The organism is Streptomyces sp. NPDC046887, assembly GCF_040644755.1.
Classification (GTDB): Bacteria; Actinomycetota; Actinomycetes; order Streptomycetales; family Streptomycetaceae; genus Streptomyces; species Streptomyces lichenis.
Genome location: NZ_JBEYXH010000007.1, coordinates 17,524 through 34,443 on the forward strand (window position 1 = coordinate 17,524; position 16,920 = coordinate 34,443).

At 70.6% G+C, this 16,920-nt stretch carries 10 protein-coding genes; 2 read left to right on the plus strand and 8 right to left on the minus strand.

What is annotated here, in order from left to right; translation table 11 throughout:
- Positions 1-225: 225 nt before the first annotated feature.
- The 4 genes from ABZ945_RS09630 to ABZ945_RS09645 all read right to left on the minus strand — a co-directional run bounded on the left by ABZ945_RS09630 (position 226) and on the right by ABZ945_RS09645 (position 3,395).
- Entirely contained in the window at positions 226-1,116 is an 891-nt protein-coding gene (locus tag ABZ945_RS09630; protein WP_361266430.1) for a CopD family protein, read from the minus strand.
- A 77-nt stretch (positions 1,117-1,193) separates the two neighbouring features.
- Positions 1,194-1,418, minus strand: a complete 225-nt coding sequence (locus ABZ945_RS09635) for an EF-hand domain-containing protein (protein ID WP_361266432.1) — start codon at positions 1,416-1,418, stop codon at positions 1,194-1,196.
- Positions 1,419-1,815: 397 nt separating this feature from the next.
- On the minus strand, positions 1,816-2,352 hold the full coding sequence (locus ABZ945_RS09640) for an ATP-binding protein (RefSeq protein ID WP_361266435.1): 537 nt from the start codon (positions 2,350-2,352) through the stop codon (positions 1,816-1,818).
- 275 nt (positions 2,353-2,627) lie between these two features.
- Positions 2,628-3,395, minus strand: a complete 768-nt coding sequence (locus ABZ945_RS09645) for an enoyl-CoA hydratase-related protein (RefSeq protein ID WP_361266437.1) — start codon at positions 3,393-3,395, stop codon at positions 2,628-2,630.
- Positions 3,396-3,463: 68 nt separating this feature from the next.
- On the opposite strand from ABZ945_RS09645, the gene ABZ945_RS09650 reads away from it, so the two are divergent.
- The gene (locus ABZ945_RS09650) at positions 3,464-3,661 is read left to right on the plus strand and encodes a hypothetical protein (RefSeq protein WP_361266439.1); all 198 of its coding nucleotides are present in this window, start codon (positions 3,464-3,466) and stop codon (positions 3,659-3,661) included.
- A gap of 110 nt (positions 3,662-3,771) precedes the next feature.
- On the opposite strand, the gene ABZ945_RS09655 is transcribed toward ABZ945_RS09650, so the two are convergent.
- Together ABZ945_RS09655 and ABZ945_RS09660 are read right to left on the minus strand one after the other, a co-directional pair.
- Entirely contained in the window at positions 3,772-5,025 is a 1,254-nt protein-coding gene (locus ABZ945_RS09655) for an Ig-like domain-containing protein (RefSeq protein WP_361266441.1), read from the minus strand.
- Positions 5,026-5,431: 406 nt separating this feature from the next.
- Positions 5,432-6,655, minus strand: coding sequence for an Ig-like domain-containing protein (locus tag ABZ945_RS09660; RefSeq protein WP_361266443.1), 1,224 nt, complete (start codon positions 6,653-6,655; stop codon positions 5,432-5,434).
- Positions 6,656-6,884: 229 nt separating this feature from the next.
- Between ABZ945_RS09660 and glgX the strand changes: the two genes are divergently transcribed.
- Positions 6,885-9,158, plus strand: coding sequence for a glycogen debranching protein GlgX (gene glgX, locus ABZ945_RS09665; protein ID WP_361266445.1), 2,274 nt, complete (start codon positions 6,885-6,887; stop codon positions 9,156-9,158).
- 272 nt (positions 9,159-9,430) lie between these two features.
- Here glgX and ABZ945_RS09670 read toward each other — a convergent pair whose 3' ends face one another.
- Positions 9,431-9,976, minus strand: a complete 546-nt coding sequence (locus ABZ945_RS09670) for a hypothetical protein (protein ID WP_361266447.1) — start codon at positions 9,974-9,976, stop codon at positions 9,431-9,433.
- On the minus strand, positions 9,973-16,842 hold the full coding sequence (locus tag ABZ945_RS09675) for a polymorphic toxin-type HINT domain-containing protein (RefSeq protein ID WP_361266449.1): 6,870 nt from the start codon (positions 16,840-16,842) through the stop codon (positions 9,973-9,975). Before ABZ945_RS09675 ends, ABZ945_RS09670 begins: the two co-directional genes overlap by 4 nt.
- Positions 16,843-16,920: the final 78 nt, after the last annotated feature.

Consider the following 16,920-nt stretch of genomic DNA (forward strand, 5'->3'; position numbering starts at 1 on the left):
ACCCCCCTGGTACCCGTCGTCCCTGCGTACGTGCTGGGCATTGGCCGGCTCCTCTCCCCGCGTCAACGGTGGCGCGATCCCGTCGCTCTCACGCGTCCGCGCTCTGGACGTGCTCTCGTCGTAATCCCGACCGTAATGAGCCCCCAACGCCCATACAATGCAGCCAGTTTCAGATCCCCGTAAGCCCTGTCAGGGTTTCTTCAACCCCACCGGTCACCCGGGACCTCAGCGCAGGCTGAGCCAGTGCGGGTCGGGCACCACGGTGAGCACCGCCGAGACGACCACGACCGCCGCCAGCGCCACCAGTTCGGTGCGGGCCGGGGCGGCGGCGCCGTCCGGGTCGCGGTGGCGGCGCAGCCGGCGGTGGGCGGCCAGGGCGTAGGCGCTGACCACGGCCATCAGCAGCAGCTTGGCCATCAGCACCCGGCCGTAGGCGGTGGAGAACACCACATCGGCGGGGAGCCTGCGCAGGGTGGAGCAGAGGCCGGTGGCGGCCAGCGCCGCGTACAGCCAGCCGGCGAGCCGGGCGTACCGGGCGAACATCCGCCGTCCGCCGCCGTCCGGGCGCAGCCGCAGGGTGCGCACTACGTGGAGCAGTCCGCCCACCCAGAGCGAGGCGGCGGTCAGATGGACGACGGTGAGCGCGGCCCCGTACTCGGGGGTGTACGCCTCGGGGTGGGCGCGCCAGGCCTCGGTGACGACCACCAAGGCCAGCGGCGCCACCGCCCAGGCGGGTCGACGCGGTCCGGCAGCGGCGGCGGCCAGGGCGAAGCCGTTGGCGGTGGCGAGCAGCAGCCCGCCCTCCCGTGTGCTGTACGCGGCGGTGAGGTCGAGGCGGCTGACCTGGGCCAGTACCGCGATCTGGCCGAAGCAGGCGGCGGCGCCGAGGAGCGCGGCCCATCGCCCCCAGGGGCGCGGCAGTGGCCCGGGACCGGCGATCCTGGCCCCCGCGAGTTCGCCGAGGTGGACGGCTAGCGCGACGAAGACGGCGGCCCGCAGCAGGGTGGTGGCGCCGCCACCGGGGATGCTCAGCTCACCGGTGCCGTACCCGGCGAGGGCCGCCCCACCGTAGGCGAGGGCGGCCGCCGCGAGCAGGGCGCCGAGGGCCGGCGCCATCCGGGCGCCCCGCCTGCGCTCCGGCCGCCGCCGGGTGTGGGCGGCGTGCCGGGGCCGGGCGGGCGCTGACAAAGCGGTCAGGCCTGGCCGGACTTGTTGAGGTGCGCCCAGAACTCGTCAAAGCTGAGCTGGCCGTCCTTGTTGCCGTCCCGGGTGTTGATGACGGCCTGGGCGACCGTCTCGGTGACGTTGAAGTCGCCGAGCTGGGCCATGACGCTCTTGTACTCGGCGGCCGTGATGTAGCCGTCGCCGTCCACGTCGTACCGCTCGAACGCCCTGCGGGCCGCCTCGATGTCCGCCACTGGGTCCACCCCTTCTTGGTGCCTGACTGATGACGGTCAGATTATCGGCCCTCCCCCACGCCCCACGCCGGGCCCCACCCACCGCCTCTGCCATCGAGGATTCAAACCCTCACCCCCATACTTATTCACACATTACAAGGTCAGTGACTGACCTCACCTGCGATCCACTTACCATTCGTCCCATTTAACCCTCTATTAACCCCTACGCCGCTTGGCAACCAGGGCGCCCCTCTGCCATAGTCGGAGCCACGACCCCCTCTGACCCGGGCCAGGTCGATGACGTACGTGGAAACACCCCTCATGTCCACGACGTACCACGCAGAAGCCCCCGCGGCGCCGCACTCCGGCGCGACGGGGGCTTCTGGGGTTTCTTCTCATGCCGGTACGGGCGAACGGCTCAGCGGTCGAGGCCGCCGCCCCCTGACCGCCCCTGGTCGCCCACCCGCATCTCGAACCAGGTGGTCTTGCCGCGCGGCAGCAGGTCCACGCCCCAGCGGTCGGAGAGCTTGTCCACCAGGAACAGCCCCCGGCCACTGATGTCCATCTCCCGCACCGGGAGCAGGCAGGGCAGCCCGCGCGAAGGGTCGCGGACCTCCACCCTGATCGAGCCCCGGCGGCGGTGCATCCGCAGCCCGAAGACCCGGGCGCCGGTGTGGCGCACCGCGTTGCCGACAAGTTCGGAGACGAGCAGCACCGCGTGCTCGGTGGTCTGCGCGCCCAGCGACCACTCGCAGAACACCGCGTGCTGGGCCAGCAGCCGGGCGGTGCGCGCCGACTCGGGCAGGGACGGCAGCTCCACCTCGGCGTCCGCCGGGCTGCCGAAGGCCTCGACCGCCGCGAGCGCCGCCTCATCGTCGGCGGCCGGCACCCACTGGGCGGCGGTCACCCCGCCACTCCGCCGTGGTTGCCGCTCCGCGCCCTCCAGCCCCGCCATGCCCCCCATCATGGCCGCCCGCCCGGCACCACGGGGCCGTTCCACCGGATTGGGCGGCCGCCGCCACCGGCCCCCCAGCACCCCCGCCCCGGCCGACCACCCCACCTCCCCCCCTCCCCGCCACCCCCTGACCTGCGACAACTCCCAGCAGCCCGGCGCGACTCGCCTGTACGGGCGGGCGGCCGACCCCCGGCAGCCTTAAGCCCCCGTTAAGGCGCCAAACCACCCGCACGGATGACGCCCACCATCCACCGACTCCGGCAACAACCGCTACATCACACGAACTTGGCCTTACCCGGCCCCTCCTCCACAAAGCTCCGCATCCCGATCTCGCGGTCCTCGGTGGCGAACAGCCCGGCGAACCAGTTGCGTTCGATGGTGAGCCCGGTGTCGATGTCCGTCTCCAGCCCGGCGTCCACGGCCTCCTTGGCCGCGCGGAGCGCGATCGCCGGCCCCTTGGCCAGCTTCGCCGCCCAGGCGTGCGCCTGCTCGTACACCTCGCCCGCCGGCACCACCCGGTCCACCAGCCCGATCGACAGGGCCTCCTCGGCCCTCACCTGGCGGCCGGTGAAGATCAGGTCCTTGGCGCGGGAGGGGCCGACGAGCCGGGCGAGGCGCTGGGTGCCGCCCGCGCCGGGGATGAGCCCGAGCAGGATCTCCGGCTGCCCCAGCTTGGCGTTGTCGGCGGCGATCCGAATGTCCGCGCAGAGGGCCAGCTCGCAGCCGCCGCCGAGCGCGTAGCCGGTGACGGCCGCCACGACGGGCTTGGGGATACGGGCGACGGCGGTGAAGGAGTCCTGGAGCGCCTTGGCCCGCAGCACCATGGCCGCGTGGTCCATGTTCTGCATCTCCTTGATGTCCGCCCCGGCCGCGAACACCTTCTCCCCGCCGTAGATCACCACGGCCCGCACATCGTCCCGCCGACCCGCCTCCTCGGCGAGCTCCTTCAGCCGGTCCTGGGTCGCCACATCGAGCGCGTTCATCGGCGGACGGTCCAGTCGGAGGGTGCCGACACCTTCGGAGACTTCAAGCGTTGCGGTCATACCCGGCAGATTAGCCCCCGGGTTAGCCGGCGTTAACAGCGCCACCAGACCACACGGAGGTGCCAGTCATGGCAGCGACGACCCTGACGCCCTACGAGATCATCGAGGAGCTTCCGACCGACCGGGAGTTCCGGACCTTCACGGACGGTCTGCGTGAGCGGCTGCTCCAAGCGGCCGAGGACCTGAACCTGGCGCCCGTCCAGGAGTTCGTCCAGCGGTACAGCGACCTGGTCACCGCGCGGCCGGACACCGGAAAGGCCCACTGAGGCGCCCCCGCCCCCTCCGCACACGCCACGGGCCCGGTGCCGTCTCACACGGCACCGGGCCCGCCCGTACAACTCCCCACAGCCGTACGACTCCGTACAGCCGGCGGCTGCTACGCCTTCCACTCCGCCCAGGGCATGTTCCAGCCGTTCAGGCCGTTGTCCGGGGCGATCTCCTTGTCCTTGGAGTTCTTCACGATGATCACGTCACCGATCAGCGAGTTGTCGTAGAACCACGCGGACGGCATCCCCGAGTCCCCGCCGCCCCGGACGTCCCGCAGCCCGACGCAGCCGTGGCTGACGTTGGAGGAGCCGAAGGTGTCGGCCGACGCCCAGTAGTTGCCGTGCACGAAGGTGCCCGACTGGGACAGCCGCATGGCGTGCGGCACGTCCTTGATGTCGTACTCGCCCCCGAAGCCCACGGTGGCGCCGTTCATCCGGGTCACCTTGTACTTCTCGCTGATCACCATCTGGCCGTTGTAGGTAGTGGTGGAGGGCGCGCCCGCGGTGATCGGGACGTTCTTCAGCAGCTTGCCGTCCCGGACCACCTTCATGGTGTGGGCGCCGGCGTCCACGGTGGAGACCTGGCTGCGGCCGATGGTGAAGCGGATGGTCTTGGCCTGCTCGCCGTAGACCCCGGGGCGTCCCTCGACGCCGTCCAGGTCCAGCCGGACCGTCACCTTGGTGCCGGCGGCCCAGTACTTCTCCGGCCGGAAGTCGAGCCGGTCGTTGTCGAACCAGTGGCCCTCGATCGGCACCGACGGCTCGGCGGTCACCTTGATCGCCTTCTCGACCGCGGCCGGGTCGGTGATCCCCCGGTTGAACTTGATCGACACCGGCATGCCGACGCCGACCGTGGAGCCGTCCTCGGGCGTGTAGGTCCCGATGAAGGTGTTCTGCGGCACCAGCGTGGTGAAGACGGTGTCCTTGGCGGACTCCCGCCCGGACTCGTCCTTGGCGACCGCGTGCACCTTGTACTTGGTGGACGCCGCCAGATGCCGTACGGGGGTCCAGCTGGCGCCGTCCCCGGCGAGCTTCCCCTCGACCTTGTTGCCCTTGGAGTCGGCGACCTCGACCTCGGTCAGCTTCCCCTGCTCGGCGGTGACCTTCAGTGCCCCGCTGGTGGCGACGGACTCGGCACCGTCCTTCGGCGCCACGGTGACCACGGCCTCGGAGGGACCGTCGGCCACCTGCCCCGCCTGGCCCTTCCCCTTACCGCCCTCCCCGCCGGTCCCGGCGCCGGAGTCCGAACCCCCGCACGCCGTCACCAGCAGCAGCAACGCCCCCAGCAGCACCGCGAGCAGACCTCTGCCCGCACGCCCCGCACCCGCCCCGGCCGACACACCGGATATCGGCGACCCGTTCACTTCGGTGTTCTCCCCTCGCACGGCCCGATTTCCCAGGGCCCGCACTCCCCCCGCGCTCAGAATTGCGCGCTCGGCGATAGATAATCACACCGGGAGCGACGCGAAGAGTGCACGCATGTCACCGTTCAGTCCCAAATGTGTCCGCGCCGAGCGGAGATCATGCGCAGAGGCCGTGCAGGCGCGCCGAAACGGCCGTCACCGCAGGCCGACACGGGGGCGCGAGGGCCGCCCCAGGGACCCCGCCACCGGGGGCGACCCCCAAGGGCACCCACGCCCCCGCACCCCCGTCACAACGCGCCCAACGCACTCACACCACCGAGCACCCGACACATCCCCACGCACCCCCACCACGCCACCCAGCGCACCCCACCACGCCACCGGGCGCCTCCACCGCCCCCCTCACTCCTCACCCCACCGCCGACCCCGCCCTCCACTTCCCCCAGTCCAGATTCCAGCCGTTCAACCCGTTCCCCGGATCGACCGTCCGATCCGCCGAGTTGACCACCTCCACCACATCCCCGACCAGCGTGCGGTCGAAGAACCAGCCGCCCGGGGCCTCGGCGCTGCCGCCCTTCACATCCCGCAGCCCCACACAGCCGTGGCTCACGTTCGAGGAGCCGAACACATCCGGCTGCGCCCAGTAGTTGCCGTGCAGAAAGGTGCCCGAGTCGGTGAGCCGCATCGCGTGCGGCACATCCGGGATGTCGTACTCGCCCTTGCCGTCCGCTTTGGTGAAACCGACCGTCGCCCCGTTCATCCGGGTCACCTCGTACATCTCGGTGACCACCATCTTCCCGTTGTACGTGGTGCTCTTCGCCGCCCCCGCGGTGATCGGCACGGTGGCGAGCAGTTCGCCGTCCCGCCGCACCTCCATGGTGTGCGCCCTGGCGTCCACCCGGGAGACCTGGTGGCGGCCCACCGTGAACGCGATCCGCTTGTCCTGGATGCCGTACACCCCCGGCGCCCCCTCGACGTCCCGCAGCCGGACGTCCACCGAGACCTTCGTCCCGGGCCGCCAGTACTCCCGGGGCCGGATGTCCAGCCGGTCGTTGCCGAACCAGTGCCCGGCCGTCTCCACCGCCGGGTCGGCGCTCACCCGGATGGCCCGCTCCACGGCCGCCCGGTCGCGGACCGGATGGCTGAAGGAGAAGGACACGATCATGCCGGTGCCGACGGTCGAGCGGTGCTCGGGCTTCCCGTAGCCGATGAAGCGGTGCTCGGGCACGGCGGTGGTGAACGAGGTGTGCCGGGCCGAGCGGCGCCCGTGCCCGTCCAGGGCCACCGCCTCCACCCGGTACGTGGCCGAGGTGGCCAGCCGGGTGCCGCGCGCCGGCAGCCAGCGCAGCCCGTCCTCGCTGACCGAGCCGGCCACCGGCTCCACCCGGGCGTCGGCCACCTTCACCACCCGCACCCGCTCCAGGCGCCCGCTGGGCACCCGTACCTCCAGCCGGTCGTCCGGGGCGACACCGGTGGCCCGGTCGGCGGGAACCACCCGGATGGCGTCATCCGGCGCCCGCCCCTTGGCCCCGCCGGCCCCCAGGTCCCAGCCGCCGCCGGTGGTGCAACCGGCCAGTGCCACGGCGGCGACCAGCAGCCACGCCCTCGTCACCCTCGTCCACAGTCGTCTCATGCCCGCCCAACGACGACCATCGGGCACGGGAAACGTGACCCGAGGGGATGTTGAGCCGCCCCGCCGCCCGGGAATGAACAGAGAGCAAACCCCGACCGGCGGGGTCGTACGTGGAGCACACCGCACGAACAACAACCGGAACACCGGAACAGGCGGGTGCGGGAGGCGCGGCAGGGACGCCGCGCCTCTCGCGCACGCCCGGCCCGGACGAGCCGCGGGAGGCCGGCAGGTGTCGAGCGCAGCCGAACAGCAGGCAGTGCAGCGTGCGGGAGCAGGGCCCGCCCCCGCGGCGGCGCGGCTCCTGGGACCGGACGCGACCGCGGTGGACGTGACCGCGGCCCGGACCGGCGCCCCGCCGACCCCGGTGTGGCCCGGGGCCCCCACCCCCCTCGGCGCCCGCTTCCGGGCCGGCCCGCGCGGCACCGAGGGCACCAACTTCGCCCTCTGGGCCGGGGGCGCGGAGGCCGTCGAACTGTGCCTGTTCGCCCCGGACGGCACCGAGACCCGGCTGCCGCTGACCGAGCTGACCCACCAGATCTGGCACGGCTTCGTGCCCGGGGTGCGGCCCGGACAGCGGTACGGCTACCGGGTGCACGGCCGCTGGGACCCATGGACCGGGGCCCGCTGGAACCCGGCGAAGCTGCTGCTCGACCCGTACGCGCGAGCGGTGGACGGCGACTTCCGACTGCCGCCGGAGGTGTACGGACACGTCCGCGACTGGCCCGACCAGCCGGTGGCGGACACCGTACGCGACACCCGGGACTCCGCCCCGTACGTCCCCAAGGGCGTCGTCGTCCACGATGACGACGACTGGTCCGACGACCGGCGGCCGAAGACCCCTTGGGCCGACTCGGTCATCTACGAGCTGCACGTCCGCGGCTTCACCATGCGCCACCCCGGCATCCCCGAGCACCTCCGCGGCACCTACGCGGGCCTGGCCCACCCCGCCGCCATCGACCACCTCACCGCCCTCGGCGTGACCGCCGTCGAACTGCTCCCGGTGCACCAGTTCGCCCACGAGGACCACCTCCTTCGCCGAGGCCTGCGCAACCACTGGGGCTACAACTCCATCGGCTACTTCGCCCCGCACGCCGCCTACAGCGCCTCCGGGACCACCGGCGGGCAGGTCGGCGAGTTCAAGCGGATGGTGAAGGCCCTGCACGCGGCCGGGATCGAGGTCATCCTCGACGTGGTCTACAACCACACCGCCGAGGCTGGTGAGCTGGGCCCGATGCTCTCACTGCGCGGCATCGACAACCGCGGCTACTACCGTCTCCAGGGCGACGCCCGGCGCTACGCCGACTACACCGGCTGCGGCAACACCCTGCACGTTGTCCAGCCGCACGTGCTGCGCCTGATCACCGACTCGCTCCGCTACTGGGTGACCGAGATGGGCGTGGACGGCTTCCGCTTCGACCTCGCCGCGGCCCTCGCCCGCTCCATGCACGACGTCGACATGCTCTCCCCCTTCCTCGCCGTCATCGCCCAGGACCCGGTACTCCGCCGTGTGAAACTCATTGCCGAACCCTGGGACGTCGGCAGCGGCGGTTACCAGGTCGGCGCCTTCCCTCCGCTCTGGGCCGAGTGGAACGACCGCTACCGGGACGCGGTACGGGACTTCTGGCGCGGTGCGCTGCCCGACGTACGCGACCTGGGCTACCGGCTCTCCGGCTCCAGCGACCTGTACGCCTGGGGCGGCCGACGCCCGTACGCCTCGGTCAACTTCGTCACCGCGCACGACGGTTTCACCCTGCGCGACCTGGTCTCCTACGAGCAGAAGCACAACGAGGCCAACGGCGAGGGCAACCGGGACGGCACCGACGACAACCGCTCCTGGAACTGCGGCACCGAGGGCGAGACCGACGACCCCGCCATCAACACCCTCCGCAACCGCCAGATCCGCAACCACCTCACCACCCTCCTGCTCTCCACCGGCGTCCCGATGCTCGTCGCCGGCGACGAGATGGGCCGCACCCAGAACGGCAACAACAACGCCTACTGCCAGGACAACGAGATCGGCTGGCTGGACTGGTCCCTCCCCGACGACCCCGGCCGCCGCGCCCTCCTCGACCTCACCACCCGCCTCCTGGCCCTCCGCCACGCCCACCCCGTACTCCGCCGCCGCGTCCACTTCTCCGGCCGCCCGCAGGCGGTCGACGGCCTACGGGACCTGGCCTGGTTCACCCCGCACGGCACCGAGATGACCGACGCCGACTGGTGGGCACCCACCGCCACCCTTGCCATGTACCTCTCCGGCCGCGACATCCCCGGCCGCGACGCCACCGGCGAACCCATCACCGACGACAGCTTCCTCGCCATCCTCCACGCCGGCGCCGACCCCGCCCCTTTCCACCTCCCCGGCACCCCCTGGGCCCGCTCCTACGAGCTGGTCGTCGACACCTCCGCCGAAGACCAGTCCACCGCCCCCGCCACCCTCCACCCCGCCGACCACTCCCTCACCGCCCCACCCCGCTCGGTCCTCCTATTGAGGGTGCGCGGCTGACCTGCCAGCCGCTGGTGATCTCCCTCGTCACGGTCTGCCGCCGACGAAGCCCTTGGTGCCGGGCCAGGTGTCCGGCTCGGGGCCGGCACCAAGGGGAGCCGGCGCTGCTGGCTGAGGCGCTGGGTGGCGGCGTCGATGGCGAGCAGGGCGGTGCCGTGGTGGTCGGCGGTGGTAAAGGACACCTTGCCGTCGTCGGACCGGACAGCCTGGCCGCCGCCGCCCGGTCGGCCACCTCCAACCGACCGAGCGCGCCCCCGGTAGCGGCACAAACGTCAGGCGGCGGCCCAGTCCACCTTCACATAGCGAAAACCTTTGACACCGGCCTCGTCCAAGGCCTCTTTGACAGCGCCGCCCACAAAAACCATCGTGATACCGCCGGGAACGCGGAACACTCGAGAAGCGAGCGCTTCATGCATATCGCGACGGAAGGCGGGAAAACGCAACGCATCGTATGTTTCATAGATGTCGATGACAGAGGCCTCCCGGACTACGACATCCAATACGCTCGACGCCTGCACGACATAGACGGGCTCACCGTCGAGCACACCTGTGGAAATCACGTTGAGGTCAGAGGCGGAACAGCCGGCAAGCGCCCGATATGCTCGTTCGTTGCACACCCAGTCCAGCATCTGCGGGTACCAGAAGACGTCCGGCCTTACTGCACCCTCACCTGACTCCCACGTAAAAGGAACAGTCTGACCCGTCGATGGGTACGGCGTGTTCCAGTCGTGGTCACTGGCGGCTTTGGGGAAGAGTGACTCATCGCCGTCCAGGCAGCCGAATTCGTCGACGTCGAGTTCAACCAGGTAGGCGTTCACTGCTTTCCGTACCTTTCCCACCTTGCGTACTGGTCAACGGCTGAAAGCTCCGTCTTGAGCTGGGACATGAAGTCGACTACGGCCTGCTTTCCACCTCGCGCATCCGCAGCCAGAATTTCGGAGTTGATGTAGGCGTAATACGAATGCACGAACGTACCCCGATGCCCCTGGTGACTCATCCATACACCATTCTCGGCTGAGTCTATATCGATCCCGTGCTTCTTGAGGACATTCCACGCCTGCGTAACCTTCTTGCAGCCGCAAGGGACGATGTGGTGCGCCTGGGCATCAACACCGGCAGGCTTCGCCTCGCCGCCGTTTGTCAGGTTCTTTCCGAGCTTGGTGCTGTTGCAGTTATGGACAAGGACTGGGGCCGAATCCGCCAGCACATAGTACGTGTGCAGGTCCGCGACGGTCAGGTTGTGGACGGTGGCCGGCCGCTTCTCGCGGTCGATTCTCGCGATCCGCACCTCCTTGCCGTCGGGGGTGCGCAGCTCCTCGCCCACGACGAGGTCCTCGGCTTCAACCCACGCGCTGGTGTCGGGCAACCAGAAACGGTGCTTGTCCGTCGCGGTGAGCTTGGCCGTCTTACCGCCGGGGAGGGCGAGGGTGAGAGTGACCAGCACCTTCAGCCCCTCGCTGGTGATCTCCCTCGTCACGGTCTTGACCGACGTCTCACCGGTCACCGGGTCGGTGGCGACCACCTGGTCGCCGATGCGGACGTCCTCGATGGGCTTGGTGGTGCCGTCCGCCATCAGGACTTCGGTGCCGGGGACGAAGCTGCTGCACGCCTTGATGACCTTGGCGCCCTTGAGCACACGGGCCCATGGCAGGTCGAGGGCCGCAGTACCGCACGCACTGGCGCTCTCACCGGTCAGGCAGTTCTTCCACGCGTCGAAGTCCGGGACGACGAGCGAGATGGCGATCCCGGTCACCATGCGGTCGAACGCGCTCGGCGCGTAGTCGATGATGCCCAGCGCCTTGGCGGCATCGCAGAATGACTTGGTCTTCCCGCCGGAGTCGAGCTCGCATACTCCCTCTGCCCAGAATTCGAGCCGCCTCTCCTCCGCCACCTGCACGTACTGGTAGTTCAGGACGTCGGCGGACGGCACGGGAATGCCCTCGATCTCGATCACACCGTTCTTCTGTGTGACGTTGATCGTCTTCGCAGGCGAGGCCGGCGACTTCTTGATGGTCCCGCCGCCGCTGCTCCCCCCGCCGCTCGTGCTGTAGATGGGCTTCGGGCCGCCCTTGCCGCCGCCCGTGCTGTAGCAGTGGGAGGTGGTGCAGCCGGGACCGTGCTCCGGTGTCCAGACCGAGTCGGGGTTGCCCACGCTGCACCCGTCGCAGAACAGACCCGACGGGTCGGCGAAGGTGAGCGGGTTGTTGTTGGCGTAGGCGTAGCCGTTGATCTGCTGCGGGTCGGTCACGTCCATGATCGGGTCGACCGACAGGAAGCGGCCCGTCGCCGAGTCGTAGGAGCGGGCGCCCAGTTGGGTCAGGCCCGTGGAGGCGTCCTCGGTGCCGCCGACGAAGCCCTTGGTGCCGGGCCAGGTGTCCGGCTCGGGACCGCGGGTGCCGCCGAAGGGGAGCCGGCGCTGCTGGCTGAGGCGCTGGGTGGCGGCGTCGATGGCGAGCAGGGCGGTGCCGTGGTGGTCGGCGGTGGTGAAGGACACCTTGCCGTCGTCGGACTGAACGGCCTGGTGGCCGCCGCCGAGAGGGATGTACCGGGTCGCCTTGGGGGTGGTGGTCCCCTTGGCGACCGTGATCTCGGTCGAGCCGAGGTAGAGCGTGGTGTCGGTCGGGGTGCGGGCGATCAGCCGGTTGCCGTCCGCGTCGTAGAGGTAGGCGGTGATCTTGGGTGATCCGCCCTCGACCGGCTCGGTGACCTTGGTGAGACGGCCTTCGGCGTCCCAGTCGAGGTCCTGCGAGACGCCGTCGCCCAGAGTGCGGGTGTCGGTGTTGCCGATGGCGTCGTAGGTGAAGGTGTCGCCGGCGACGGCGCCGGGGCCGGTGCGGGTGACCGACTTCAGGGCGTGCGGACGGACCGCGGTCGCGCCCGGCGCCGGGTAGGCGTAGGTGCTGGTGATGTTCTTGGTGGTGTCACCGGTGACATCGTGCTGGATCTCGGAGGTGCGGTTGCCGGTCTTGTCGTAGCCGTAGGACGTCCAGTAGGGGGCCGGACCGCCGAGGACCGAGGCGCTGGGGGTGCCGGCGCAAGTGGTGGTGGGCTGGGCCCACGCCTTCGTCAGCCGGCGCAGGTGGTCATAGGTGAAGCACTGGGTGTCCGTACCGGAGCGTGAGGTGTCCGAGACGGACAGGACGTTGCCCGCCTCGTCGTAGCGGAAGGTGGAGGCCTGGTCGACGCCCGGGACGTCCTGGCGGTCGATCCGGGAGTGTGCCAGGCGCTGGGTGCCGCCCTCGTACTCGTTGGTTACCCAGGCCTTCTTGCCGCCCGCGTTGGAGAGTTCGTGCTGGAGCGGCTTTCCGGTCAGGCTGTACGTCGTCGTGGCCCTGATGCCCTCGCGGCCGTCCACCGTGATGGGCCTGAGCGTGGCGTCCTCGTAGCCGAAGGCCACCGAGGAGCCCGGCAGCGCGCCGGCCTTGGGCAGGCCGATGCTGCCGATCAGGCCGGATTCCTTGTAGTCGGCGGTCGACAGGTACGTCCCGGCGAGGCCTTCGTTGCCGGGGGCCGCCGGAATGGTGACGGAGGTGCGCAGCGGACGGTAGAGCCGGTCGTAGGCCACCACCTTGGAGACGTAGGCCTTGCCGTCGTCCGTGTAGCGGGCGGACTCGGCCAGTTGGCCCTTGGCGCCGCTGATCGTGTCGTAGGTCCACTTGGCCCGCAGAGCGCCCGTCGCCGTCCCGGAGCGGAGCTCCGTCCTGCGGCCGAGGCCGTCGTAGACGTAGGCGAGCGTGGTGTTGCGTGCGTCGGTGGTGGAGGTGAGCCGGGCGCGGTCGTCGTAGGTGTACGTGACGGTGCCCTTGTCCGGGTCCTTGGACTGCTTGGGCTGGCCGAGCAGGTCGTACTCGTAGCTCCACTCGTTGCCCGCGGGATCGGTGACCTTGGACACCGCGCCGGCCTGGGTGAAGGAGTACCGGGTGGTGTCGTACGGGGAGTCGGCGGTGCGCTGGTGGTGCTGGCGCAGTTCGGTGGTCTGGCCGCGGGCGTCGGTGAGGGTGGTGGTGGCGATGCCGCCCTGCGGCGGGATGGTCGTGGTGCGGTCGCCGCCGTAGAGGGTGCGGGTGGTGTTGAGGACCTGCCCGCCGTCGCCGTTGCCGAAGATCTGCCGGTGCTCGGTCTGCCGGCCGAGGCCGTCGTAGGCGTAGCGGTTCTGGGTCTCGACGCCGAGTGCGTCCTCCGGCTTGAGGAGGGTGGTGGAGGGCTTGACGGCGGCGTAGTAGGGGAGGAACTCCTTCGCCGTCAGGCCGCGCTCGTCGTAGAAGGTGTCGGTCAGCAGGCTTCCGCCGTTGGGGCCGGGGCTCTGGGTCTGCCGGGGACGGAGGAAGCCGTCGTAGAGGGTGTACGAGGCGACCTGGGCGCCGTTGTTGCCCAGGGTCCGGGTACCGACGACGATCGGCCGGCCCTCGGTGATGTGGTAGCTGAACTCGTAGGTGGGGACGTCGCCGGTGAGACGGTCGGCGAGCCACACCTTGGTGGAGCGGCCGAGGGCGTCGTAGGCGCGGTTGACGGTCTTGCCGTTGGTGTCGGTCTCGCTCAGCGGGACGCCGCGCAGCGGGTCCCTCGTCGTGGTCACGCTCTGGACGGTGGTGCTGTCCCCGGCCTTCACCGGAGGTGTGGTCACCTTGGCCGAGGCGGGGAAGCCGGTGGCGGGCGTGAACGCCGTGGTGGTGACGCGGCCGTCGGCGCGCGCCGTCCGGGTCACCGTCCCGGACTTGACGGTGACGGTGCCGCTGAGGTCGGTGGAGGTGAGCTTGCGGCCGTAGCCGTCGTAGGTGGCGGAGCCCTCGGTGTAGGTGGCCGTGGTGCCGTCATGCGCCTTCAGCGCCGCGGTCGCGGTGGCGTCGCCCTTCGTCGGCGCGGCGTCGTACGCCCGGCCGTCGTAGGCGGTGCGGACATCGGAGATGACGTCCTTGGGGCGTTCGACGGTGGCCGCGCAGGCCTTGGCGACGGCCTCCACCCTGGCGGGCAGGACGAGGAGGGCGCTGGACGCCGGGTAGGACGTACGGGTGCACTTGTCGTCGGTCGTGGTGGCGTCGTCGCCGCGGTCGTCGATCTGGGTGATGCGCCCCGCGAGAGTGTCGAAAGTGCTGGACGTGGTGGTCGTCCGCCACTTCTGGCCGACGCCGTCGTCCAGCGAGGTCCAGCCGCGGGTCTGGGCGATACCGCTGAGGTTGGCGGTCACGGTGCCCCAGGTGCGGACCTTCTTCGCGGTCTCGTGGTGCCAGGGGCGGCTCACGGTCTTGGACAGCACCCGGCCGCCGGGACCGGAGTACTGCACGCTCTTGTAGGTGAACCCGGCGGCCGAGTCGTGGTCGGTGATCGGGTCGCCCTCACCGGATCCGAGCGTGACGCTGACGGACTTGGTGCCGCCGGAGGGCTCCTTGCGGTCGCCGTCCATGCCGCGCAGGAAGTAGGTGTCGGCCTGGGACCGCATGGCGGAGTCTCCGCCCTGACCGCCCGTCCTGACCCGGACGTGGCCGTAACCGCGCCACTGCGACCAGGTCTTGGACTTCTCCTCCGTCAGCCCGTCATCGTCGTCGTAGTGCCAGGCCGCGCCGTCCAGGTAGTCGTACGCGGTGACCTGGTCGGGGGCTCGTCCGGTGCGGTCGGTCTGGGTGACGGAGGAGGTGACGTACTTGTTGAACCAGTGCAGGTCGGGGTCGTCGCTGGAGCTGCCGCCGATGTACTGCGGGAAGCAGCGGGTGGTGTTGGTCTGCGGGGTCGGCAGGGCGGCGGAGTCGCACACCGGTGAGGAGTAGCCGACGTCGATCTGCCCACCCGCCTCGTCGACGACGCCGGCGAGGCGCTCCTTGTTGAAGGGCGCGTAGCCGTCACCGATGCGGTCGAGCCGGTTGGCGCGCTGGACGTAGCCGAAGGTGGTCTTCGGCAGGGTGATCGCCGGTGTGCCGGTGTGCCCCGTGCGCTCCACGGACGTCAGCAGCAACTGGTAGTCGGTGTCGGACGTGCCCCATCTGTGGTTCAGCTTCCATGAGTCGACGTTGGTGTAGGCGTCGTCCTTCAGCACCTGGGTGGCCACCGAGGTCAGGCGCTGCCGGGTGAAGAAGACCGGGGCCAGTCGGCCCTGGTCGCAGGTGGCGCCGGCGTCGCAGTTCAGGTCCCAGGGGGTGTCGTACCAGTTGCGGGCGTTCTTGGTGATGTCGGTGCAGTTGGTGCCGGCGTCCGGCAGGCACCGCTCACTGCCGGTGAAGTCGACCTTGGCAAGGGCCTTCGCGGAGTACACGCTGGTGGAGCGCAGCCCGTACTCGATGCGGTCGAGGAAACCGCCGCGTACGTAGCGGGTGTTGGCCTTCTCGTCGAGGTTGCGGCCGTAGGAGTTCATCTCCTTGTCGTAGTAGTAGGCGATCGCGTTGCCGTGCGGGTCGAGGACGTAGTCCAGGTTCCAGCGCCAGCCCTGCTGGCACCAGGAGGCGGCGAACGTGGAGGCGTGGCACGGCTCGCCCGAGTCGTCGCCGAAGACGGGGGCGGTCCAGGTGGAGTCGGTGGTCTCCTTGCCCTCCGTCCAGCCCGGCAGCCGGTGGTAGCCGAAGTGGTACTGGAACCCGTCGGGGGTGGTGACCTTCCAGTACTCGTCGTTGCGGGCACCGTTGGCGCGCACGTCAGAGGTGGAGCCCTCCACGCGCTGGACCTTGGTGCCGTCGTCCTCACGCAGCCGGAAGGTGTCGGCTCCGGTCGGGACCAGTTCGCCGCCCTTGCCGTTGAAGGAGATGAACGCGTTGTCGTAGGCCCAGCACAGGTCACCCGGCTTGCCCCCGTCGGGGCGCTCGACCCCGTCGTCGGTGCACGACTTGTAGCGTCGCTCGATGAATCCGGGCGACAGGTCGAAGCCGTCACCCACCCATGAGCCCTGGTTGTTGCTGTTGCCGGTGCGTCCGTCCAGCGAACCGGACGAGTACGACAGGCCGACGCTCGGGGTCAGCCCGCCCGGGACGTCGGGCACGCCCATCGCGTACGACCAGGAGAAGTCGCCCGTGTTCAGGCTGGTGCTCCATTGGGCCGACGGCGAGAGCGGGGTCGCCTTGTAGTCCCCGCCCATGCTCGCGTCGTCGGCGACGGCGGCGAGGACGGTGGGACGGGAGGCCTGCAGCGCGACGCGAGGTGCGGTGAGGGTGCGCCCTTCCGTGTCGTTGACCGTCTCGACCGGCTTCGCCGAGCGGCAGGCCGCCTTCTCGGGTGTCGAGAGGGCACAGGACGGCAGCTCGACCAGCCTCAGGCGCTTGGCGTAGTCGCCACCGAAGGCCCCGGCGAAGGCGGAGTAGTCGAGAGACGTGCGGACAGAGCTCTTCGGCTTGTCCGACCGGACGGACTCCAGGGTGAACAGCGGGCCGTCCGCGCCCGCCCGACGGGCCGCCTCCCGGTCGAGCAGCCGGGCCCGGACCGAGTCCGGGGCTTCGGCTCCGCCGACGGCGATGGGCAGCTTCCCGGCCCGCATCACGGACCGGGCACCGTCCGGCGGGGTGACGGTCGCCGTGCCGGCCGCCGGCCAGGCGGCCCGCGGGGCCTCCAGCGGGACCCGGGGTCCGTGCACGGACGTACGTGCAGCCGCCGCGACGGGTACGACGGCAACCGGCTTCTCCGACGCGGGCAGTCCGGGGCGGCCGGTGCCGCGGTCGACCGCCATCGAGGCGGGCTGGGCCACGGCTTGCAGCAGGGTGCCGACCATCACCGCAGCCGAAGCCAGCGCTGTCCGGCGGCGCAGGGCACGGACTCGCGTCCGCCTTCCAGCGTTCATCCTCATCCT

What these genes read in the sequence shown, in the direction of transcription:
- ABZ945_RS09630 (WP_361266430.1), bottom strand. Translation starts at nt 1,116, where the DNA reads ATGGCGCCGGCCCTCGGCGCCCTGCTCGCGGCGGCCGCCCTCGCCTAC.
- ABZ945_RS09640 (WP_361266435.1), bottom strand. Translation starts at nt 2,352, where the DNA reads ATGGCGGGGCTGGAGGGCGCGGAGCGGCAACCACGGCGGAGTGGCGGG.
- ABZ945_RS09645 (WP_361266437.1), bottom strand. Translation starts at nt 3,395, where the DNA reads ATGACCGCAACGCTTGAAGTCTCCGAAGGTGTCGGCACCCTCCGACTG.
- ABZ945_RS09650 (WP_361266439.1), top strand. Translation starts at nt 3,464, where the DNA reads ATGGCAGCGACGACCCTGACGCCCTACGAGATCATCGAGGAGCTTCCG.
- ABZ945_RS09660 (WP_361266443.1), bottom strand. Translation starts at nt 6,655, where the DNA reads ATGAGACGACTGTGGACGAGGGTGACGAGGGCGTGGCTGCTGGTCGCC.
- ABZ945_RS09675 (WP_361266449.1), bottom strand. Translation starts at nt 16,842, where the DNA reads ATGGTCGGCACCCTGCTGCAAGCCGTGGCCCAGCCCGCCTCGATGGCG.